Source organism: Bacillus sp. FJAT-25509, assembly GCF_001420605.1.
Classification (GTDB): Bacteria; Bacillota; Bacilli; order Bacillales; family Bacillaceae_G; genus Gottfriedia.
This window is the reverse complement of sequence record NZ_LJIZ01000002.1, coordinates 1-23,188: the sequence shown is the minus strand read 5'-3', so window position 1 is coordinate 23,188 and position 23,188 is coordinate 1. Positions and strand designations below refer to the sequence as shown.

General features: G+C 34.8%; 13 protein-coding genes. 8 read left to right on the top strand and 5 right to left on the bottom strand.

Going from position 1 to position 23,188, the window contains the following annotated elements:
* Window positions 1-442: 442 nt before the first annotated feature.
* A complete protein-coding gene (pdaA, locus tag AN960_RS00070; RefSeq protein WP_390313196.1) occupies window positions 443-1,252 on the top strand; it encodes a delta-lactam-biosynthetic de-N-acetylase in 810 nt (269 codons plus the stop codon).
* Between the two features lie 88 nt (window positions 1,253-1,340).
* Here pdaA and AN960_RS00065 read toward each other — a convergent pair whose 3' ends face one another.
* Entirely contained in the window at window positions 1,341-4,070 is a 2,730-nt protein-coding gene (locus tag AN960_RS00065) for a bifunctional glycosyltransferase/CDP-glycerol:glycerophosphate glycerophosphotransferase (RefSeq protein ID WP_056465261.1), read from the bottom strand.
* 626 nt (window positions 4,071-4,696) lie between these two features.
* Between AN960_RS00065 and AN960_RS00060 the strand changes: the two genes are divergently transcribed.
* The 3 genes from AN960_RS00060 to AN960_RS00050 all read left to right on the top strand — a co-directional run bounded on the left by AN960_RS00060 (window position 4,697) and on the right by AN960_RS00050 (window position 12,142).
* Entirely contained in the window at window positions 4,697-5,557 is an 861-nt protein-coding gene (locus AN960_RS00060; protein ID WP_056465259.1) for a DNA-3-methyladenine glycosylase family protein, read from the top strand.
* 13 nt (window positions 5,558-5,570) lie between these two features.
* Window positions 5,571-6,950: a 23S rRNA (uracil(1939)-C(5))-methyltransferase RlmD gene (gene rlmD / locus AN960_RS00055; protein ID WP_056465257.1), complete on the top strand. Its 1,380-nt coding sequence runs from the start codon at window positions 5,571-5,573 to the stop codon at window positions 6,948-6,950.
* A gap of 1,439 nt (window positions 6,951-8,389) precedes the next feature.
* The gene (locus AN960_RS00050; protein WP_056465255.1) at window positions 8,390-12,142 is read left to right on the top strand and encodes a S8 family peptidase; all 3,753 of its coding nucleotides are present in this window, start codon (window positions 8,390-8,392) and stop codon (window positions 12,140-12,142) included.
* A 546-nt stretch (window positions 12,143-12,688) separates the two neighbouring features.
* Here the strand turns inward: AN960_RS00050 and AN960_RS00045 are convergent.
* From AN960_RS00045 to AN960_RS00035, 3 genes are all read right to left on the bottom strand, one after another.
* Window positions 12,689-14,623: a PhoX family protein gene (locus AN960_RS00045; RefSeq protein WP_056465254.1), complete on the bottom strand. Its 1,935-nt coding sequence runs from the start codon at window positions 14,621-14,623 to the stop codon at window positions 12,689-12,691.
* A 724-nt stretch (window positions 14,624-15,347) separates the two neighbouring features.
* Window positions 15,348-15,752, bottom strand: coding sequence for a BsuPI-related putative proteinase inhibitor (locus tag AN960_RS00040; protein ID WP_056465252.1), 405 nt, complete (start codon window positions 15,750-15,752; stop codon window positions 15,348-15,350).
* Between the two features lie 254 nt (window positions 15,753-16,006).
* Window positions 16,007-16,408, bottom strand: a complete 402-nt coding sequence (locus tag AN960_RS00035) for a VWA domain-containing protein (RefSeq protein WP_216600062.1) — start codon at window positions 16,406-16,408, stop codon at window positions 16,007-16,009.
* 184 nt (window positions 16,409-16,592) lie between these two features.
* On the opposite strand from AN960_RS00035, the gene AN960_RS00030 reads away from it, so the two are divergent.
* From AN960_RS00030 to AN960_RS00020, 3 genes are all read left to right on the top strand, one after another.
* A complete protein-coding gene (locus tag AN960_RS00030; RefSeq protein ID WP_056465250.1) occupies window positions 16,593-17,834 on the top strand; it encodes a helix-turn-helix domain-containing protein in 1,242 nt (413 codons plus the stop codon).
* Between the two features lie 1,260 nt (window positions 17,835-19,094).
* Window positions 19,095-19,985, top strand: coding sequence for a LysR family transcriptional regulator (locus tag AN960_RS00025; protein WP_056465248.1), 891 nt, complete (start codon window positions 19,095-19,097; stop codon window positions 19,983-19,985).
* A 667-nt stretch (window positions 19,986-20,652) separates the two neighbouring features.
* Entirely contained in the window at window positions 20,653-20,850 is a 198-nt protein-coding gene (locus AN960_RS00020) for an aspartyl-phosphate phosphatase Spo0E family protein (RefSeq protein WP_056465246.1), read from the top strand.
* A 415-nt stretch (window positions 20,851-21,265) separates the two neighbouring features.
* Here the strand turns inward: AN960_RS00020 and AN960_RS24230 are convergent, their stop codons facing one another.
* A complete protein-coding gene (locus AN960_RS24230; RefSeq protein ID WP_156339568.1) occupies window positions 21,266-21,421 on the bottom strand; it encodes a hypothetical protein in 156 nt (51 codons plus the stop codon).
* A 1,048-nt stretch (window positions 21,422-22,469) separates the two neighbouring features.
* On the opposite strand from AN960_RS24230, the gene AN960_RS00015 reads away from it, so the two are divergent.
* On the top strand, window positions 22,470-23,188 hold a 719-nt coding region (locus AN960_RS00015; protein ID WP_172795374.1), incomplete at its 3' end, for a protease inhibitor I9 family protein.

The window sequence follows — 23,188 nt, the reverse complement described above, 5'->3', positions numbered from 1 at the left end:
TGCAAATAAAGGAATGAGAGCTGCAAATAAAAATATGATAAGGGCAAATAAACGTTTTAACTCTGCAAATAAGAACGAAACTGCAAATAAAAATACGAAAACTGCAATTAAAAATAGCATAACAGCAATTAAAAATACGAAAACTGCAAATAAAAATGGCATATCTGCAAATAAATAAATGAAAATAGCAAATAAGCTTCTCTAACGTGCAAATAAGTAGTTAAATCATGAAGAAAAAGTCTAATTTTAGGGTAAATTAATGGTCCTAAGTTCAAAAAAGTTCAGGTTAAATCGAAAAACACATCCAGTCAAACAAGCGTCTCCTTTTCTTCAAAAATCCATGTTAGAAAATGTTAGTTTTATTTCAAAAGCGCACCAATTCTTTTCATATTTCTAAATTATTTACAGATACTATTTTTAACAGATACTATTTTTAAGTGAGGTGAATGAATTGAAAAAAATAATTGTATATATTCTTACTTTTTTCTTAGTATATCCTAGTACTACATTTGCTTATAGTAATACGCCACATGGCTGGGGGATTGTTCCTGCGAAAAATGAGACTCCACCTGATGCTGGTGAGCAACTTAATAAATTGGTATCAAATACGGGGTCAGTGTATTTAGGGGATACTACAAAAAAAGATGTTTATCTAACTTTTGACAATGGGTATGAAAATGGCTATACACCAAAGTTTTTGGATGTTTTAAAGAAGCATGGTGTTCATGGGACTTTTTTTATAACAGGTCATTATATTAAGGAAAATCCTGAATTAGTGAAACGAATGGTTAATGAAGGGCATATAGTCGGAAATCATTCATGGAGTCATCCTGATATGACAACGATTGGTGATCAAAAGATTGTTGAGGAATTGGAACAAGTTAAAATGGCATACCAGGAATTGACTGGCCGATCGGATATGAAATATTTCAGACCTGCAAGAGGTGTATTTAGCGAACGTACTTTACAACTAGTTAATAAACAAGGATATGAAAATATTTTCTGGTCATTGGCATATGTTGATTGGAAGGTTGATCAACAAAGAGGTTGGAAATATGCTTATGATAATGTAATGAAAATGATTCATCCTGGAGCAGTTATATTAATGCATACTGTATCGAAGGATAATGCAGAAGCGATGGATGAAATTATTACTGGCTTACATAAACGTGGGTATCATTTTAGAAGTTTAGATGACTTAATGATGGAACGAAGCGGATTTGATCCGAACTTTTATGTACCTAAAAAATAAAAAGCTAATGATTAAGTAGTTTTATTAACTGCTTAAATCATTAGCTTTTTTATTCTTTAATTGGTAGTAGCCAATTTTAGAGTTTTCTTTAACGGTTTGCGATTGCTTCGTAGTTTAGTTTAGCGTGTTGCTTATGTGTTTTGATTACAAATGGATTTTCAACTGTATTTTCTAAGAATTGTTTATCTTGATTAGCGAATTTTTTTATTCCGTTAAGAACTTGCTCTTCTTCAGTTACAACTTCACCAAAAAGTAGTTCTTGTGTAATTGGTCCTTGGTTGTAATGCTCATAATAAAATCGCTTATAGTCAAACTGATAGAAAATAACTGGTTTTTCCATATATGAAAAATCAAATGAAACTGTTGAATAATCAGTGATTAATAAATCTGATCTTTTTAATAGTGATTGGACAGTCTCTTCACCTTGACGGATTGTTTTTATTCTTTTATGGAAATCCGGAACATCCTTCATATAAATTTGAGTTTGGTAGTGCGGATAGAAAATGATATTTAAATCATTTTTTTCTAGTATTTGATGTAATTCAGGATTACTTAGTAAAGAGAAATAACGGTTAAAGTATTCAGAGTTCATTAATTGCTGAGTACTTTTATTCCAGTTTCTCCACGTTGGCATGATTAAAATGGTTTTCCCATTCCCTGTATTTTCAAGTGCATCCCATCTAGCTAATCCAGTAACGGCCACTTCATTTTCAGCATAGCCGAATTCGTTAACGATATGATCTTTTTCAAAATCAGATGAAACGATAAAGAGTGAATAGCCCATTCGATTTTTATTCAGTACATGATTTACACGACTTACTCCAATAACGCCATGTTGAATAAGGATTTTTTGATTTTGCTGCCACTCAGGATGACATTTTAAAACTTGTAAGTACTCGTGAGTGTACATGTTTGCACGCTCTGAATAGGCATTAATTGTTTTATCACAAGTTAACAAGTAAAGTGTGTGCTTTAAACTGCCATATTGTACAATGTTTCCGAATTCCTTTATATATTCGTAATCCTTTGCCTTTTTATCAATCAAATAATAACAGTTATCTCTTACTTTATTTTTTTGAATGTACTTGAATAAGTGATATGAATTATCTTGTGCCGTATCTTTTCGTTCTCCAATTAACCAAATATGCTTATTTCGATAGTATCTTTGGGTTAAACGGTATAGGTAAAAAATAAGGAATGATTTCCATTCTCTTCTTAGTACAAGTAACCCAAATTCATAAACGATATCACGGAATGATTTTTGGATCTTTGTTTTTAATTTTCCGAGTAAGCCTGTTTTTTTGATTCGAATGTGTAAATTTTTCTTTGGAAAATAAGGTACGATACTGTGTGTTTTAGTTGTTGCTGGTTTTGAATTTGCCTTTGTTGAAAAATAGAAAATATGAAGTGGTTTTCTTAATGAAATATCTCCAACTTTTACTGAAATAAACACTTCATAATCGCCATCAGCTAATATTTTACTTAGCTCAATTGTAGTTGTTTTATAGCCACCATCGCTATAATTGATACTATTTTTTGAGAAAAGATAGGACAAATCAGAACGCTCAAGAGTTTCGAGTGTAACTGTAATGAGTTGACCATTTGATTTGTTTTTAAACTGTAATTCCTTAATAGAATCTAAATTATTAATTTCCTCGATAAATGCGAAGCCACCAACTTGCAAGCGGTCACCTCGTAACGAAAGGATTTCAATTTTTTGATGTAAATTAAATTCCTTAATTTCTAGGTACTCTTTATATTTTGGAAAATACTTTGCAAAATAATGATAATATTTTCCCTCTATCATCACTGCACCTTTTTGTAAGGTACGATCTGATAATAGAGTCATCAATAAATGAAATTCTTCTGGATCTTGATTTAGAAAAACTGTATAAAATACTTTACTAATTTTAGAAGTATTATTTTCCATTAGATTTTTAGACAAGTTTTTAGCAAAATCCGATGAAATCCTTAAAAGTTCATTGTACTGTTCAGAAGGGAAATAGTAAGCCTTAGTCAGTAAAGACGTTAAATAATAATCCCATAATTTTTTCTCTACATGTGAATAATGAGAGGTGATATCTTTCAGATTATAATAGTTTATTAATTCTGTTTGAGTAACAAGAAGGTTATCAAAAAATTCTAACGTACTAGTTTGTTTAATGACATCACTGTTCGTTAAATCTCTCACTTTAATTACGATATCTGAAGTTACGTAAACTTTATTTGAACAAATAAAAGATTGCTGGGTAAATAATAAATCTTGCTGTTCTGTTAAAGACTCATTGAATTGCAATTGATTATCGTTTAATAAACTTCTTTTAATAATCATGTTTTTAATAGAAGGATTTAACAGAAGTTCCGGATGTTTATGGAACTCTCGTAATGTTGGTAAATCTTTTTTTATGATTGATTTTAATTCATGGTGCTCCCATTTTCTTGTACCATTGAATAATTGGATATTTCCTAAAGCAATATCAGTATGATCTTTTATTGCACTGTTATATAAATTTTCATAGGCTGATGGATTAACAAGATCATCCGCATCGATAAATGCCACAAACTCTCCAGTAGCTTCATGTAAACCTATGTTACGCGCTTTGTTTTTTGTCATTAGCTCTAATGGTATGGAGCGAAAATTTTTATGTGAATTCGAATATTCCTCAATTATTTCTTTACTATTATCAGATGAACCGTTGTCTATAATAATTATTTCAATATCAGTTAATGATTGACCTTGTAAACTGTTTAGGCAATCTTTTAAGACATCTTCATGATTATGTGCAACAACGACTACACTAACTTTGGCTTTTTCCATAATAGTCTTACCTCACTAGTCTCTACTTTCAATTAAATAGTTTATCATAAATTATAACCTAATGCGTCTTCGAAAGAACAGAATTTACGAATGGTAAGTAGGTATATAACTTGTATTATTTCCAATTATTTACGGAGATATTTTGAGATAGAGGAGAGAAGAGGGGAATAATCGTTTTGAGAAAGTAGCTGCAAAAAGTAAATTATTTTTATCCAACACTTGACTTTGAAAATGATAATCGTTATCATTTATGTATAGCAAATATCCACACCGCTGTAGCGATATTTGATAAGTTTTGAAACCTAATTGGACTTGAAAGTTTCCCCATTCCCTTAAAATTTAATGTGTCAAAGAAAGCTTGACTAGTCCCCAAGCTTTTTTTGCATTTCTCAGACTGTTGACAAATGCTCGCTTTCTTCGTTGCTCATTACCGTCAAAGATAACTCCGCTCCTCACCAGGCTTCGCGCCTCGAAAGACAAGCGCTTGCAATCAGTCTGAAAATCAGATTTTATGCACACCTTAACTAGAGATTATTCTCTAGTTTTTTTGCGTTTCACACAAATTTACTTAAGCGGTACTTGTTATGCTATAATACACTTCAGAGTAATTAAGGAGGAACGGGAGAATGTGGAAGGAAGAGGTTGCTTTAGAAACACCATATCAATGGGAAGAAGTTTTAAAGAGATTAGAGCATGAGCCAACGTTTACAGTGCATTCTGCTGAAAAGCGGTTAAGCATTCCACTTTATATTGATAGGGATCAAGTAGTTGTAAAGGTTAAGAAAATAAATGATGCTCCGGTTTTGTTTGAAGTCATTAGTGAACATGAAAATAAAGAGAAAATTCTCGAAGAAGTTGCGACTATTTTACAATGGCAAACAGAATTTGACGAACTACATCATCATTTAAGACAAACTACAATTTCTCCTCTAATAGACCTTTTTGGACATACACCAATAACCGTTTCTAATGATCCTTTTGCCTGTTTAATTACATGTATTATTCATCAACAAATACAGCGTACATTTGCAATCCAAGTAACAAAACGATTTGTTCGAATGTATGGTGAAAGAATTGGTAATTCGTGGTTTTTTCCATCACCTGAAATAATTGCTAATTTAACAATAGATGAGTTAAGAGATTTGCAGCTGAGTACTAGAAAAGCTGAATATATGATTGGAATTGCTAAAGCTTGGAGTGAGGGAGTTTTAAGTCATCAAGATTATCAGACATTATCTTCGGATGAAATTTCTAAGGAGTTAATTAAACTAAAGGGAGTCGGTCCTTGGACAGTTGAAAACTTCTTATTATTTGGTCTAGGTCGAAAAGATATTTTCCCGGTTGGTGATGTTGGAATTCAAATTGCACTTCAAAAGCTTTTAAATTTAGATGAAAAGCCTTCGAAAGAAATAATGGATTATGTAAAAGAGCAGGTTTCCCCGTTTGGAAGCTACGCTGCCCTTTATCTTTGGAAGAGCATAGAATAATGGAGTTGTATATATGAGCAATCAGTTAACAAATAAATTAGAAGTAGGCCAATCTTTTCCTATAACAATCAAACGTATTGGGATTAATGGTGAGGGTGTCGGTTACTTCAAACGACAAGTAGTCTTTATTAAAGGAGCATTACCTGGTGAGGAAGTAGTAGCAGAGGTAACGAATGTTCGTAACGGTTTTGCTGAAGGGAAAATTCAACGTATTCGAAAAACATCACCAGATCGTGTAGAGCCGACTTGTAAAATCTACGAAAAATGTGGTGGCTGTCAAATTCAGCATGCATCTTATGAAGGACAACTTCGATATAAACGCGATATTGTCATCCAAGCAATGGAAAAGTATGCGAAAGATTTACTAGAAAAAACACCAATTAAAGAAACGATCGGTATGGAAAATCCTTGGAATTATCGAAACAAAAGTCAGCTTCAAGCTGGACTAGAAAAAAATAAAATCATCGCTGGACTATATACACAAAACTCTCATAATGTTGTCGATATTGGCCATTGCCCAATCCAACATGAGGATTTAAATAAAATTACTGGTAAAGTGAAGAAAATTTTAACTCGTTTAAATATCCCTGTTTATAATGAACGAAAAAATAAAGGGGTAATTCGAACAATCGTAGCGCGAGTTGGGTTACGTACAGGTCAAATCCAATTAGTACTTGTAACAGGAACGAAAGATTTTCCTCAGAAAAATGAACTAATCAGTGAAATTAAAAAGCGAATTCCTGAAGTGACAAGCTTAATGCAAAACATTAATAATCAAATGACTTCAGTAATCTTTGGTCGTGAAACTGTCTATTTATCAGGTGAAGAAGTAATTGAAGAAAAGCTTGGAGACTTATCATTCGAACTTTCGGCTAGAGCGTTTTTCCAATTAAATCCTGAACAAACAGTTAAGCTATATGATGAAGTCAAAAAAGCAGCGGCACTTACTGGAACAGAAAAAGTCGTAGATGCTTATTGTGGAGTAGGGACAATCGGACTATGGCTAGCAAAAGACGCAAAAGAAGTTCGAGGCATGGACGTAACAAAAGAAGCAATCATCGATGCTAAAACAAATGCCCTAAGCCATGGATTTACAAATACTCATTACGAAGCAGGAGAAGCTGAACAAGTATTACCGAAATGGTTAAAAGAAGGCTGGAAACCAGACGTTATCATAACTGATCCACCGAGAACTGGTTGTGATGAGGAGTTTTTAAATACTGTATTACAGATTAAACCGAAGAAATTAGTTTATGTTTCATGTAATCCTTCTACTTTAGCTAGGGATTTAAAGGTATTAAGTAAGAGTTATGAAGTGAAGTATTTACAGCCTGTTGATATGTTTCCGCATACTGCACATGTTGAGTGTGTGGCGCAACTCATTTTAAAGTAAGGCAACTAACCCTTGTGGTTGTTGCCTATTCTTGTTCTTCGAAAGGATTTACAAAGTTGTAATGAATACGTAGATTACCTTCAGTATTACTAGTGACTTTATTCACTTAAGAGTGTAAAACCTGAGGAGTTAAATCGTTTAGTAATGAAACTTCTTTTAGCCTTTTACTTAAGTCAATTACAGAGTGCTCGCTTTCGCACTCTTCAAGCTTTTCTTGATTCTAGATTGGTTATCTCCTGATCTATTTGTTTCCAATACTCTTCCAGTGGGGTGGACACTTTCGCTTGGATAAGGATGTACTAATATGCTTGAATATTTAAAGTTGAACTATTGGTACGATAAGATTTTTTTGGAGAATAAATGTACATGAAAGGGAATGTACATAATCTTATTATTTTATTTCATAGTTTAAGTTGGAGTGGTTTAGTTATTTAAACCGTTCTAACTTAAAATTTGCCAATAACTGAAGCGTAAGCGAAAGGCGTTAGTATGTAGAAGAATATGGCTGTTTTTGTCTCTCTACTCAACCATCTTTGTACAAGCTTATGCAATCAAAAATGTACATATTTAAAAGGGCATTTACAATAAAGAAAAAAACCTAATCAATATCGAGGAACAGGATCATTGATTTATTGATTCGAGAGTCTGTCCTATGTTAGTGTTCAAGTTTTTTGAAACAGCTAAATTCATTCCTCCAGGATTAGAAGCTATACATATGATAAAAAAAGAACAGACTGATTTATGAGTTCATCCATCAATTGTTTAGGCTTGTATCATAATATACGATTCTACTAAGAATAGATGGCTTTATTCTCTTTAGTGCATATTGTTGAACATCGATAAAATATTGTTATGGTTACCATAAAATTTCATGATTTTACAATAATCTCGTAAAAACTTAAAGTTAATATATGCTATAGCAGGCAAGAACATGAACTGAAGTAGTTTCAATTATTTATTTAATTCAGGTGTTATAACTTCAAAGCACGTGCAATGAATCTCTAATACAGCTAGAAACTACATACCCCTACAGCTAGAAACTACATACCCCTACAGCTAGAAACTACATACCCCTACAGCTAGAAACTACATACCTCTACAGCTAGAAACTACATACCTCTACAGCTAGAAACTACATACCTCTACAGCTAGAAGCAAGTTAGCAATCTCTTAATTTACCTTTTTCAACAATGAACCCTGCTTTTAAGAAATTTCTCAATATTTGTCGCCCTAATCTAACATATAAACAATTCTATTAATTTCAATATTATCTATTCATTTCATATACAGAAAGAAACTACATACCTCTGATACAGAATCGGTAGATGGTCAAGGAGGTGTCCCTTTTAACCTGTTAGCAATCTCTTAATTTACCTTATTCAACAATGAATCTTGCTTCAAGATATTTCTGAACTTATTCATATCTAAAAGGAGGAAGTATGGTGAAAAAAAAGAAAATGAAGACTCTTTTAGCTGCCTCTTTATCTACGGTTGTTCTTGGTTCATCGTATTATAATGTAAAAGCCGATGATAAAACCCCATTAGAAAAAACACTTGCGAATGCTGCTGTTGTTGATCGTTTGAGTGAATCTGACGAGAAAAAGGTCACCTTGATCACAGGCGACGTCGTTAGGGTTAAAAAGATAGAAAACGGCAAGAGTGTCATAGACGTGGATCCTGCCGATCAGAACGCTGCAGGTGTACAAGTGGTAACGATTGGTGAAGATACGTATGTCATACCAAATTCAGCTACCCCTTATCTGGCTGCTGGCAAACTGGACAAGGATTTGTTTAATGTAACGAAACTAATAGAGAACGGCTATGATGATAAAAGTCTTTCTTCCCTGCCAGTTATCGTAGAATACACAGAGCCCACAGCGGGAGCTGTCCAAACAACGAGAGCCGTCCAAACAAAGAAGGCCGATCCAAAAGGGGCAAAAAAGGTTCGAGTGTTAGAAAGTATTAATGGTGCCGCTCTTGCAGAATCTAAAAAAGAAGCGAAGACGTTCTGGAAGGATATCACACCTGAGGCTTCCCAGAAAACCAAATCTAACACAAAATTCGACCAGGGCATTGAAAAGATCTGGCTTGATGGTCGTGTGAAAGCTACATTAGCCGAAAGCGTACCTCAGATCGGTGCCCCGGCGGCTTGGGAATCTGGTTTTACAGGTAAGGGGGTTAAGGTAGCGGTACTTGATACAGGAGTCGATCCGAATCATCCCGATCTAAAAAATCAAATAGACGAGGTAAAAAGCTTTGTACCCGGACAAACGGCTGATGATGCTGACGGGCATGGTACACACGTTGCTTCAACGGTATTAGGGACAGGTGCTGCTTCAGGAGGTAAGTACAAAGGAGTTGCTCCTGAAGCAAGACTACTAGTAGGGAAAGTATTAGATAACTCTGGAAGCGGTTACGATTCATGGATTATTGACGGTATGGAATGGGCTGCACACAAAGCCAAAATTGTAAGCATGAGTTTGGGAGGCGGGGCAAGTGACGGAACAGACCCACTGTCTCAAGCCGTAAATAGACTAAGTGAAGAAACAGGTGCACTATTTGTTATTGCTGCCGGTAACTCAGGTGCTGAAGGAACTATCGCTTCACCGGGAGCTGCAGATGCTGCGTTAACGATCGGTGCTGTGGATAAGGCAGACAAAATTGCTTATTTCTCATCAAAAGGACCTCGTAAAGATATGGGATTGAAACCTGATCTGTCTGCACCAGGCGTTGGAATTGTTGCTGCTAAATCTGGACTAATATCAGGAAGCGGATCTTATATGAGTGAGAGTGGTACATCCATGGCAACCCCACATGTGGCGGGGGCTGCCGCGATCCTTTTGCAAAAGCATCCTGAGTGGAATGGAACTCAACTGAAAGATGCGTTGATGAGTACGTCAAAGAGATTAGATTATTCACCTTACCATATCGGATCGGGACGACTGGATGTACAAGCAGCGGTATTCAGCAGAGTGAGAGCAACTGGTTCCCTATCGTTTGTGTCCAAATGGCCTAATAATAATGCTCAGCCTGTACAAAAAACGGTCACGTATACAAACGACAGCGATTCTGCTGTTACGCTAAATCTCCAAGCTGATTTTAAAAATGCAGATGGTAAAAATGCACCTGAGGGTATGCTGACGGTTTCCGAAAACAAAATCACTGTTCCGGCTAATGGTACAAAGACCGTAACCGTTACAGTAGATCCGAAGCTTGCCGACCCCGTTCGTTATGAGGGGCACCTAACAGCAACGGATTCTGAAGGCAAGCAAGTGGCTCATACTTCAATAGGCATGATGAAAGAAAAAGAGAGGTATCCGCTAACGTTTAAGGCTACGGATCGTAATGGCAACCCGACTAATACGGGTTACCTATTTATTCATAACGAAGAAGGGCAATTTCAGTTTGTATATGGAGAAGGAACAACAGAAATTCTTTTACCACCTGGTACGTATTCGGCCATGTCTTATATGGAAGTGGATACTGAAACAGATCATAGTGGTGTAGCATTAGTCGGTAATCCTGAAATCAAGCTAGACGGTCCTCAAACTGTGGAACTTGATGCTCGAAAAGCAAAAGAAATTACAGTCGATGTACCAAAGAAGGCAGAACCAAGTTTTCAGTACATGAAATACGACCGAACCTTTGTTGATGGCGTACCAGCGTACGTTGGATATTTGTTATTTCCATGGAACGATAAAATGTATGCTGTCCCAACAAAGAAAGTTACGACAGGAAAATTCGAATATTCGACTCGCTGGCGTTTAATAAAACCTTCCCTTGAGATCAATTTTAAAGGAAAAGTGTTGGATGATATACCGTTGCCGGGAAGCACACTTCTTGATGGTAAATATAACTTATCAACGGTTTATGCAGGAAAAGGAACACCAGCTGACTATGAGCGTTTGAAAGCAAATGGCAAAGCGGTTGTCGTGGATCGTAACACGGAAGTTACGCCTTCTGAGCAGGCCGCTGCGGCACATACAGCGGGTGCAAAGCTGTTGATTATCGTAAACAATGAAGATAAGGAATTCTATTGGTATGTAGGAAATACCACCGATTGGACGGACATTCCGCTTGCCGTTGCTGGAATCAGTAAGAGTGAAGGCGATGGAGTGATTGCAGCAGCACGTTCTGGCAACCTGAACCTGTTTGTTGAAGGTGAAGCAAATCCATCATATTTATATGATTTGATTGATGTTCATCGAGACCAGATTCCCAATAATTTAAAATATGCACCATCTAACAGTGAACTCGTTAAGATCGACACGCGTTACAAATCAGATCGTGAAGCACCTGGTTTAGAGTGGCGTTATGAATTTCGTCCGAATGATATGGTGGGCTTGAGCAGTAGGTATTTACAGAAACTACCTTTGCCTACTGTGCGAACAGAGTGGGTTTCAGTAGATAAAGATACTCGCTGGGCTCACAAAGCCAGCGTTTCCGACAGTTCATGGGATGTTTTCCGACCTTTAGTTACGTATGAAAAAGGACAAAGACTTCAGGAAGACTGGTTCTCTCCAGTAGTTCGTCCGCGTTTGAGTAAAGGCTATGCACCTCGCCGCATAGAGAACGATTTAGGATTTAATATTCCTGCTTGGGCAGATTCAGGAAATGGCTCTACAGGTTATGTGAACAATGCAGAATCCGTAAAATATCAAACACTTAAATTGTATCAAGGAGATACTCTTCTTCAAGAAGAAAAAGGACAAATTTTAATTTCAAATAAACCAGTCCCAGAAGAAAAAACACAATACCGTCTAGTAAGTGATGCGAAGCGAGACCCGAATCGCTGGAAAACATCATTAAGTACGCATACGGAATGGGCATTCTGGTCTCAAAAAGGCGAAGAATCCATGGCTTTACTCCCATTCTATTCACTGGATTATAAGGTTGATACCGATATGAATGGTAACGCACCTGCTGAACGTCCTGCTAAACTCGAACTATCTGTTGCAAAACTTGAAAGTGTAGCAGGTTACGGTAAGCTAGAAGGAGCGACATTAGAGGTCTCCTTTAATGAAGGTGAGTCGTGGAAGACTGTGAACCTCGAGCGTTCAGCAGATAACAAGTGGGTAACAAAGATCAAAAATCCGAAGAATGCTGAGTATGTATCATTACGAGCAACTGCTTGGGATGATCTAGGAAACAAAATTTCTCAAGATATCATTAAGGCTTATGGCTTGAAATAAGTTTAATAGCCTATCCATCTGCAATGATGGATAGGCTATTTTTATTGTTATATAAAAGTTCTTATTATAGTTTTTTTAGCATGAACTGCATTTTATTTAAGTCTCATTATACATTTGACTATAATTTATATTGTAAGTAAACCATTTTTATATTTAAGCTTGAATTTGATATTTAAATGATAAAAAGAGCATTGGCAGTGTCCATTCAATGCTCTTTTTTGATTATTTTACTGTTAAATTTAATTCTTCAAGAATGTTGATAAACCCACCAACATCTGTTGTGTTGTCAATTACAGTCGACACACGTTGAGTGCGTGGCGCAACTCATTTTAAAGTAAGGCAGCAAGCCCATTTGGGCGCTGCCTTTTTTACTTATAATAAGGGTGAGGCTGATGGATTTGCACTTTATTATAAAATCGGAGAACAAAAATTACACTTCTTTGTTTGTTAAAAAAACTGACTCAAAAAGTCGTCATTTAAACGATCTTTTGAGTCAGCCTCTTTCAAGAAGAATGTTTTTGATAAACAATTTGATTCTAAATATTTTTATTTCAAATCATTTTTTACATCACGGTTGGTATTTTGGAAATCACCTACAAAAGGCATCCCGGAAATATAGCCTACTCCACCAGTGCGATCTATTCCAATTTCTTTTTCCATCGCCTGTTTTAATGCGGTTTTATCCACTGCAGTAATATTCTTCCCTTCTAATTCATCCCCTGGATGTTGAAAGTTACTCATAACGTAAGAGAATCCGTTACGGTCATCGGCCGCAAACAAACCAGTTGATTCAGCTCCAGCTGGGACTGATAAAATTCTAGATAGCTCCTTTGTATCAACGTTATAAGCCCAGACAAAGTTATTGGTATGCATTGCGCTGTCTTCACCGATAAATAATGTTCTTAATGATTCAGAATAACTTAGATTATCAGTATTAGCTACTGAATTGACATCTGCAGTGTTTCCATATGCATCTGCTGATGTCATATCCTTACCAACAATTAACCCAGACATTTTAGCAGCGATATACTTACTATTAATCTTTTCACCTGTACTATCTTTTTGGCCGTCTGTTAAATCCAATTGATACGTAACACCTGATTTAATTTTTGGAAGTTTGATATCATCTACTGGATCCGTAGCATTTGCAACCATTCCATTGCTTTGATCGGAAATCGCAATGTAAACCTTTTTATCCTTCTCGTTTAAAGTTACACCTTCCATTTTATTAAATTCAGAAGTCGCACCAAGCATTGCTGCATATCGACGTGATTCTAAGAATGCAGCAGCTTTTTCCATGCCAGGCTTCAATTTTAAATATTCAGTTTTACCGTACGAATATTGCTTGATGGCTTTAAAGCCTTCTTTTGGAACATCGGATGTTTCGAACATATCGCTGAACTTGATACCGCTGTCGATGATTTGTTTGATTTCTTTATCGGTCGAATGGCCAAGTTTTATCCATTCTAAGTTACCCGCTCCGCCATTATCAGTACCAGTTTGGTGGAATTTTGCGGCATAAAGCGTACCTGCAGTAAGATCCTTCGCTTTATCGGCTACATACATGAACAACGTTGTATAAGTACCGTCATCACCAAAGAAAGCAGTCCGGTTATCAGGCATCATCTTCATTAATTCATGTGAGAAACGACCGATGCTGTAATGTTTGGAAACAGAAGCTTCCTCTTTTTTGTTGACACTAATTTCAGGAATAAATCCATAAAAATAAGGGTTAGCCTTTGATTTATCACCGAAATAAAGCTTAGCAAAGCTTTCAACCGAAGATCTTGCTGAAGAGTTTGGATCTTGCTCAAAACTGCGGGCATCCGGCTCATACTCTTCTGAACCTAGATGAGTATTCCATGGCGAAAGGGAACCATTACATGGAATCCAAAGCCCATTTACACTTGAAAAATCAATTTTCTTAACCGATTTAGGTGTCAATTCACCCGTTTGCTTATCTTGTTGAAGTGTAGATAATGACATGGATGCAGGAACGATACCATATGCTGAATTACCAGCCGCATCGATTGTTTGATATTCATAATGGGTTACCATGAAAAGTTTTCCGTCAATTGGCTTCAATAAACTGTTTGAATCTGGGGCATCTGATACATAATATGTAGGTTTGCCTTCAATACTTATATCCATTATTGGGTCACCATTCACATCAATTGGTGTACCTGCTGGAATCAGCTTTCCTTTGTTCATTGCTACGTTGTCTTCAGATTTAAATAATCTCTTATAAGAAAGTGGGAACTTCTTCACTTCACTATTGCTATATTTCACTTCCATTGATGCGTTCGTATAGGTTTGAACCATTTTATCAATCGTTTTTGGTGCTTCCATCCCAATAAATCTTACAGAATCAATTGTTACATGACCATTTCCTGATACAGCAGCATGTGTCAAAGCTGGAATGGATATGGATAATCCTAGTGCAAGCACAGACACCTTTTTAATAAAATGTTTTTTATTCATTGTTCTCCTCCTGGCAAATTGATTTCCTTCCACAACTCTATTAAATCAAATGAACGTTAAACTAGAGTTTCCCTTCTGGTAAAAAATTCGTAAAACTAGTTTAAGTCCTTGTAAAGTTATCGAAGGACAAATTAATCTTTTCAGACCATAAGTCGAAACATGTCAAACAACAAAATGTTAAAAAATATCCATGGAGAAAAAGAGTAATATAATGTTCGAGCACAATCAATCGATATTATTATGATTGTGATGAACGTTGTAACTCACCAACATCTCATGTATTGTCAATTATAAACTGCTCATGTTGAGTGTGCGGCAGAACTCAAATTAAAGTGTTAACCACAAAATAAATTTCTGCTTAACAAAATAATCCTTTGCCAAAATCAGAATAAACATCTGATAAAAGGCAAGTGTAGGGAGAAGGAGAAAGGGAAGATCGTAGTCATCCAAAGCCTTGTCCCTCTTTTTTTATCAAGACTTTATTATGAAAATAAAATAGTTTATCTAAAAAAATTGGATTAAATAATGAGAAAACGCGGGTTGTGTAGCAAGGGTTTATTTTGAATAGAAGATAACGGGAACTTAAGAATACGGTTTGGAGAGGGATGGAGTAACAGGAGATTATTATTACTGAACTACATTAAATTAAAGCAGATGGAACCGTGAATCTATAAAAGATTTTAGCTGAACCATCTGCTTTAAATTCTCTTCCTGTAACTTTCACTTATCGAATGGCTATATTTTCAGGCGGAATATTGAATGTAAAGGAAGTAGCTGGCTTCGAATGAACAAGTTTGTCATTTATTTTCCATATTTCTAAAATGACATTTACTGTATATGTTCCTGCAGGTGCTCTCACTCCATCATTCGTTTTGTAATTCCACGTACTTTTCCATTGGATTTGTTCCAGGCTGTTTAACGACTCATATTTAAGCACCTGTAAAAAAAATTTCCCATTACTATAATGATACACCTGTTCTCCTTGTGCATTATACACCTTATAATCATAAAACTGGCTTGTTGGAAACTCAATAAGCATTGGTTGATCACTATTATTTTTAAACGTAAAAATAAATGTGGCTCGTTCCACATCTGCGATGACATCTCCATCCAATATCCAATCTGTCATGCTTCTAACCTCCTTAGCTAAGATTAATTGATTACAGCAAACAAAAATCATCCAAAAATAAAATTCTCAAAGGTGATACTCCTTCCTAATGTATAGATGTATCCCTTTAATATTGCTTATTACTTTATAAAAAACTATAACAATGTCTAGTTAAAAGATAAAATAGCCTATTCATCATTTGCAGATGGATAGGCCATTAATCTTATCTCAAGCCATAGGCCTTAATGATTTATTGAGAAATTTTGTTGCCTAGATCATCCAAAGCAGCTACTCGTAAATTCACGACTTGCATTTTCCATTCCATCCGTTGTAATGACAAAAATCACCTTGCCAGGCAATCTCACCTCACTAGTTTTTGACAATCTGTAACCAACATCCAAAATAGTCCTTCCCACTGTGTCCAGCAGTGCCGTACAACCTTTAACATAATATTCCTTTTCTGTTAATCTTGCATTGTTTGCATCAATCCCATTCCACAGTACCTCATACTCGTCATTAAAGAGGAGTGTAGTAAGAATCAATTCACAAACAAGTTGGCACTGTTTTGCAATTAAAGCATTAAACCCGCCAATGGTATCACTCTCAAGTCCTGCCATAGATCCGCTTCGATCAAGTAGGAAAAATATTTCTAATAGATTCTTATTTATACGAATCATCCTCCCAAGTTATTAACCAATATATAATAATAGTTAATATTTTCCATTATTTGGTTATTTTAATAAATACAAATATTTATTAAAATTAGTCATAGAGACTCAATTGTAATATTTCGAGAGGGGTTTTCTTTAGTAAAATAAGAGCCAAAAATTCATATTGAGGGAATAAAGTGAGGTGATCATCATGCTAGAGGGACAAATAATCAAATTCTATCGTGAACGTCAGAGCATGATGCAAAAGGATTTAGGAATTGGCATCTGTTCGAGTACACATATTAGCAAAATTGAACGAGGATTAACAGAAGTTTCTAAAGAAACGATAAACTTGCTGTCAGAGCGGCTTGGCATTGATATGGAAATAGAAATTAAAACATACAATGGCATAGATTCCATTTTAAAAAAATGGCATGAATCGATCATTTTAAAACTAAAAACAAAGGCTACGAATTTAAAGGAGCAATTAGAAGCTATTACTCTGCTGCATATGCCGGATATTTATCGTTTCTATACGCTCATACTCACAAGATATTATTTATTGATAGGACAGGGGCATCAAGCTACATCTCTAATTGCTGAAATGGACAAATGGTCTGATCTTCCACCATATGAAAAAAACATGCTTCTTCACATTAAAGGGATCAATGCATTGATAAATAAGGAATATTATAAGGCGATTTCATATTTTCAAGGAATTGATCTAACCTATTATAACAACCAAGAGTACTATTATCATTTGGCTTTTGCCTATCACTCTCTGAATTCACGAGTATTGGCTTATTATTTTGCCGAAAAGTCCCTGAGCTTTTTCACAGAAGTACGCAGTTTTACGCGTATGATTGAAGCAGAAATGCTTATGTTGGTCCAAGTAGAGCGGGACGAGTTTTACGATCCAAAAGATATCGAATATCAAAGATTAATCGAGATGACAGAATACATAGGATTAGACCATCAAAGAGCATTGCTGTCACACAATCTCGCATACCAGAAAGTTCGTCAAGGAAATTATGATAAAGCTTGTGAATACTACAAACAATCTATGGACATAGAAGACCCTCGTACGGCCCTTCATATAGCCTCTTTGGAAGGTTATATAAATGCATTAACGAAACAAGGATTGAAATCATCCGAAGAATTGCTCCAATTGGTCGAAAAGGGTATTGCTCTTTCTGAAGAAATAACCGATCCAATCTATAAACATTTCTTCTATTTACATAAATATAATCTTCAAAACGAAAAAGAGCTTTACTACCATTACCTTGAAAAAGAAGCATTTCCTTATTATCAGAAAATGGAACATGTTCGCTTATTTGAACATTATGGGATAAAGTTGTTCGACTATCATATGGAAAAAGGCAATGTCGAAGAAGCAAATCAATACGCAGCGTATCTCGTGAAAAAATACCGTAGAAACGATAAATTTGCTTGATTTTTAAATTAATAACCTTAAGGAAATCGTGTTATACTTCGTCCATTATAAAGCAATCCATTTATTGGTCTGGCATTAGCTACATATATCATGCATCGGACAGTAGGAGAATGAGAAGCTGTGGCTCCAATTAAAAAAGTAATCAACAGATAAATTTACAAAAGTAAAGGAAACCATCTTAAAAGCATTTATTTTGTTTTGAGATGGTTTTCTTTTTCGATTCTATAAATATAAAAGTATGATTAATTTTAAGTTGATTTTAAATACTTATTTCAATTAATTGTTTTTAATTAAAGCACCAATGAATAGGGGAGATTATTAAGCCTGCTAAAAATGCCACAGCAGCTGCTTTCTTGATTAATGAATTAAATTCCATAAGACCCCCGTTTTCCAAAAAACTTTTCAGAATATTTGTAAACGATTACTACTTTCTAAAAGCCTTGAATATTACATTTATATCGTAATGCCATTTTCTATTAGTAGCTATGGGGGTTTTAACTGTGACTTTTGATGTATTTCTTCTCCAGTAAAATAGCTTAAATTTATAGCTGTTTTTGGTGCTTAAGAATCAAATACCCTTAAATCAAAGTGGGGTTTTTCCTCTCGTTTTTCGCCTTATCTCTACATTTATCAACATTTTTTTCTAATTATAGATTATTTTTCTTACTAGATTGGTAGTTTCCTTCCTTTGCGTGCCCATCGTATGAAAAAAGAGTAATTTTTTTGAATATGGGGGGACTGAGTGATGACTACACCTAAATAATGGTAGTATAGGTTGTTATAATATTTATTTTTTGGACCTATAGGAGTGTTATGATCGTTCGTAAAACAGACACTCTTGGGAGAAGTTAACTAAGTACTAGAGAAGTTGCTTTCCTCTCCGGGCGAACGCCCCCTGAAAGAAAGCGCCTAGAGCAGAAATCAATCTTTCCTTCTATTTTATTTAAAATATTTAAATTATAAAAATGCGCATGTCAAAAGTCCTTTATAAAACCCCATTTGTCACCACAATCTAATGGATATACATTTAGGTTGTAATAGATTTGTAACCAATTAGTTAATTTAATTGATGAACAGACAGTTTAATGTTTTAAGACTCATCGCAAAACCTATTTTATAAGTTAATGGGTTCATCCAAATACAGAGCTCGTAGTTTTGCGTGCTAAATATGCCCTTTAAGCCATAATATTTTTTTATTGGTATTCAGTACTATTCTATTATGCAACAGTCTAAAAAATTTGATGGATGGGGAGCAACTAAATGGAATTAAGACATCTGAAAACTTTTAAATACGTAGCAGAGTACTTAAATTTTACAAAGGCTGCGCAACAGTTAAACTTCACACAACCTGCTGTAACTGCACAAATTCAGACGCTCGAACAAGAGTTGAAACAGGAGCTATTTATACGGATAGGTAAGAAGACCTATTTGACGCCAGAAGGTGGAATTCTTAAAAAATACACAGATCAGCTTTTTTCCATAGTAGAGAAGATTGAATCATCATTGGCCGAACTTCCAAATGAGTATGGCATTGTATCGATTGCCGCATGTGAAAGCCATTGTACGAATTATTTTCCTTATGTAATTTCTGAGTTCTTGAAGCTATATCCCAAAGTACAGATTAAGTTGTATTCCTGCAAAAGAGATGAAATTATAAAAGGGATTGAATCGAATAAATACGATATTGGGATTATTTCGGGTGAACTATGTAGACATGAAATTACAAACATCGTAATTGCAGAGGACGACATGATTCTAGTGGTTTCTAAAGATTTATATGCTAGATACACAGAAGACCAACTACTAATGAAATTTCCTTTAATTAAATATCAAACTGATGGATATTTTGAGTCGATTATGAGCAAATATTTGAGGCAAACGAATCTCTCAACACACAATCTAATTGAATTTGGAAGTTTAGACGGGATCAAGAAGGCAGTATTAAATAATATCGGAGTGGGATTGGGAGTAAGTGCCTGTATGAGAAAAGAAATTAATAATGGTGATTTAGTCTCGATTAAAGTTACTGAGAATAAGGTAAAAGTAAAAACCTCTATCATTACGTTGAAGGAAAAAGAAAACTCAGTAACAATTCAATCTTTTAATAATATAATTCAAAAAAATTGGAATAATATTTATGCTTTAGAGTAAAAAAGCTTTACGATATTTTTTTTGTGATATAACACGGTTTAATAGTGTGGTGGTGTGAAACAGGGGACAACAGGAGAGGTTCTACCTGGAGCAAGTACACCAGCCACAAACAATAAAATCACGTTCAAAACATTGCCGTTGGTGAAAATGATTAAATAATAATAGATTCAAATTTTGAGTAGTTTTGAGACTTCTGAGTACTAAATTGAGGTAGATAAACACTATATACCAGTACCTTAACTGATATATACTCAATGATTTTATTGTATATAGAGAAAAATAATGAAACAAATACAGCAACAGGTATGTTATGACATCAAATGTGAAACTACTGATAGATCCTAGTTGACTTAAATGATGACAAGAACCGGTGACGCTTCGTTATGACGTTGCCGGTTTTTTACACTTTATTTCTCTATTCTATAGGAATAAGTAGAGAAAAGAGACTACAGATGGGATTATGGATTTGAGCGTTTACCCACCAGCTTTCATGAGAACTAACAAAATCAAGCCTGCTATCAATTGAACAATAAAATTACTTTAAAGCCGGGCATTCATCTTCTAGATACTGTAACAGTTTCAGAAAATAACAACGGGGCAGCTTATTTCAGCAGTCACATCAAAATAGAATTCTTACTGGAGAGTTATTAGATAGAGGGGGTTAGGGATGGATACTTTATTAAAACTACAAGTAAAACTAGAAATAGAGAAAAAGAGAAATGAATTATATGATTTTTGTAAGCGGTATGGATTTCTTCATTCTAATACCATTCAATGTAGCCAAGAGTTAGATCAGCTAATAAATCAGTTATTTAAAAGCTTTACGGCTTTGAGGGAAGAGCGGTATGAGTACTTAATAATTTAGATACTGATAAACTGATCTTGTAGTACTTGGCACCAATTCTTATTCATACTAATGGTCAAATGTCCTTTATATTTAGCGATTAGATGTAAACTAAAGCATCATCTCATGTATTGTCAATTGTGTACTGCACACGTGGAGTGTGTGGCGCAATTGATTTTAATGTTGTAACCACAAGGAGTCGAGCACTACGGGGGGGCAATTGCATATATTGTGCGAGATCATTAGCACTCATTTCTTCATTTAAACGCTTTTATATAATCGATTTCAATTTATGAAGAGTAGCTACACTGAGAGAGGTTTTATCTCTTATGGATTTTAGTTCTTCTGATATGTAAGAAAAAGAAATTTGTTCTTCTTGTTCAAGTAAACCGGCGATTCTCTTATCATCTGAGCAAACTACCCATGAATCTTTTCCTCACTTTCTACTTTGTAATAAAGCGTTCCATACATTAATTTCAGCCTCATATGCTGAATGACCAATACCAATTCCACAAGTCTCTACTTCTTCATTCAATCCGCTATATTTATCGATCTCTGCTTTCAGTGTAAAGTTGTTGGTGATATCTTGCAAAAAACCTCTTGTAGAAAAAACATATATCGCCCTGGACCAATTGTAAGATAGAATCCTTAAATTTTATTTGAATATGTACACAATTTATTCATATATTTGAGTTCAATTTCACGAAGTATATTCGTTGTAAATGCTGTATTTGCCAAGTCTGGAAAAAATGAAATTAGCAATAGGGATTTAGTCATAATCTTAAATACTGAGAACAAAGTAAAAGTAAAAAGCTCTATCATTATGTTGAAGGGAAAAGAAAACGTACTAACAACACAATCTTTTATCAATATAATCCAAAAAGTTTGGAAAAGCGTTTAACGATATTCTTTTAAATGTAATCTAACATCGTTATTAGTATGGGGGTAACATAATGACTGGTGTAACAGGAGCCAAAAGGTCCATTTTAAGCCCTAGTGATGTCTCTATTTTATTATAAATGAAGGACTCTACTTTTAAGTAGTATGCTTTACTCTAGTCCAAAAACATTATAATAACTGCTATGAATCTCTAACTCTCTAACTTTTAGATATATTGTTACGATTATTTTTAATGATAAATGATCGGTATGGTAAACAAATTTTGTTTAAATAGAAGCTCGGAAAACTCCTTAATAGGACATGTAAAATATCTGAATAAAATCGTGTAACATGACTATCGACTTATTAGGAGGAGGGTCCTTATCGGATCTTTTGGCACAGCTGCATCCATTTTTTTAGTGGTGTTGAACATCAATAAAATAATGTTATGGTTTCAATAAAATTTCATGATTTTACAATATTCGAGTAAAAACTTAAAGTTTTGATATAAGATGCAGCAGCCGGGAAAACGATCTGAAGCAACTTTAATGCGCTGAAGATTCTGAATCTTTAGAAAGGATAATCTATTACTATTCATTTATACAGCTAGAAACTACATAACTGTGATACAGAATCGGTAATTGGTTTAGGAGCTGCCAATCTCAAAACATATTTTTATAACTTAATAGTTTCAAGCAGTGAAGGGGAAGGAGGTTAAAGGATTAGTTAGGTAAATTTAATCTAAATATGGAGGTATAAACATGGTAAAAATACCCAAAAAATTACTTACATTGTCGACAGCTTTATTACTAACTATTAGTTCATTTGCTGCACCAGCTGGAAATTATGTTAAGGCTTATGCAAAGGACAATATTGAGTCAAGCAATAACCAAGAAGCTAAAGAGGTAATAGCGAATAAAATAAGTCCAGAGCTTAAAAAAGAATTTGCAAATAAGTCTCAAGCTACCTTTCTTGTAAAATTTAAGGATCAGGTAGATACAGTAAAGGTTGCTAATGATGTTAAAGCTAAGAATAAGCAACTATCAAATGTAAAAAAAGAGTTAGTAGTTCGTTCATCAATCGTTTCTGAATTAAGAATTAAATCAGATTCATCACAGACAAATTTGAAGAATTATATTAAAAAAGAAAAGCTTAAAGGAAATGTAAAGGATTATGAGTCGTTTTATATAGTAAATGGTATGGCAGTTACAGGAACAGAGGAAGTTATGAAAAACATAGCGGCCATGCCTGAGGTTGAAAGTATAAGTCCTAATGGCATTACAAAGTTAATTGAGCCTGCAAAAACTACTGAAGTTCAAGTTCAAGCGACTAATAATGTAGAATGGGGCGTCGAAAAAATTGGAGCGCCTGATGTTTGGAGTCTAGGAATAGATGGAACAGGGATAGTTGTTGGTAGCATAGATACAGGAGTTCAGTGGGATCACCCTGCATTAAAGACAAAATATAGAGGATATGACCC

Bases quoted from the DNA above. Each gene is read 5' to 3' on its own strand.
- AN960_RS00065 (WP_056465261.1), bottom strand. From the start codon at position 4,070: ATGGAAAAAGCCAAAGTTAGTGTAGTCGTTGTTGCACATAATCATGAA.
- AN960_RS00060 (WP_056465259.1), top strand. From the start codon at position 4,697: ATGTGGAAGGAAGAGGTTGCTTTAGAAACACCATATCAATGGGAAGAA.
- rlmD (WP_056465257.1), top strand. From the start codon at position 5,571: ATGAGCAATCAGTTAACAAATAAATTAGAAGTAGGCCAATCTTTTCCT.
- AN960_RS00050 (WP_056465255.1), top strand. From the start codon at position 8,390: ATGGTGAAAAAAAAGAAAATGAAGACTCTTTTAGCTGCCTCTTTATCT.
- AN960_RS00045 (WP_056465254.1), bottom strand. From the start codon at position 14,623: ATGAATAAAAAACATTTTATTAAAAAGGTGTCTGTGCTTGCACTAGGA.
- AN960_RS00040 (WP_056465252.1), bottom strand. From the start codon at position 15,752: ATGACAGATTGGATATTGGATGGAGATGTCATCGCAGATGTGGAACGA.
- AN960_RS00035 (WP_216600062.1), bottom strand. From the start codon at position 16,408: ATGATTCGTATAAATAAGAATCTATTAGAAATATTTTTCCTACTTGAT.
- AN960_RS00030 (WP_056465250.1), top strand. From the start codon at position 16,593: ATGCTAGAGGGACAAATAATCAAATTCTATCGTGAACGTCAGAGCATG.
- AN960_RS00025 (WP_056465248.1), top strand. From the start codon at position 19,095: ATGGAATTAAGACATCTGAAAACTTTTAAATACGTAGCAGAGTACTTA.
- AN960_RS00020 (WP_056465246.1), top strand. From the start codon at position 20,653: ATGGATACTTTATTAAAACTACAAGTAAAACTAGAAATAGAGAAAAAG.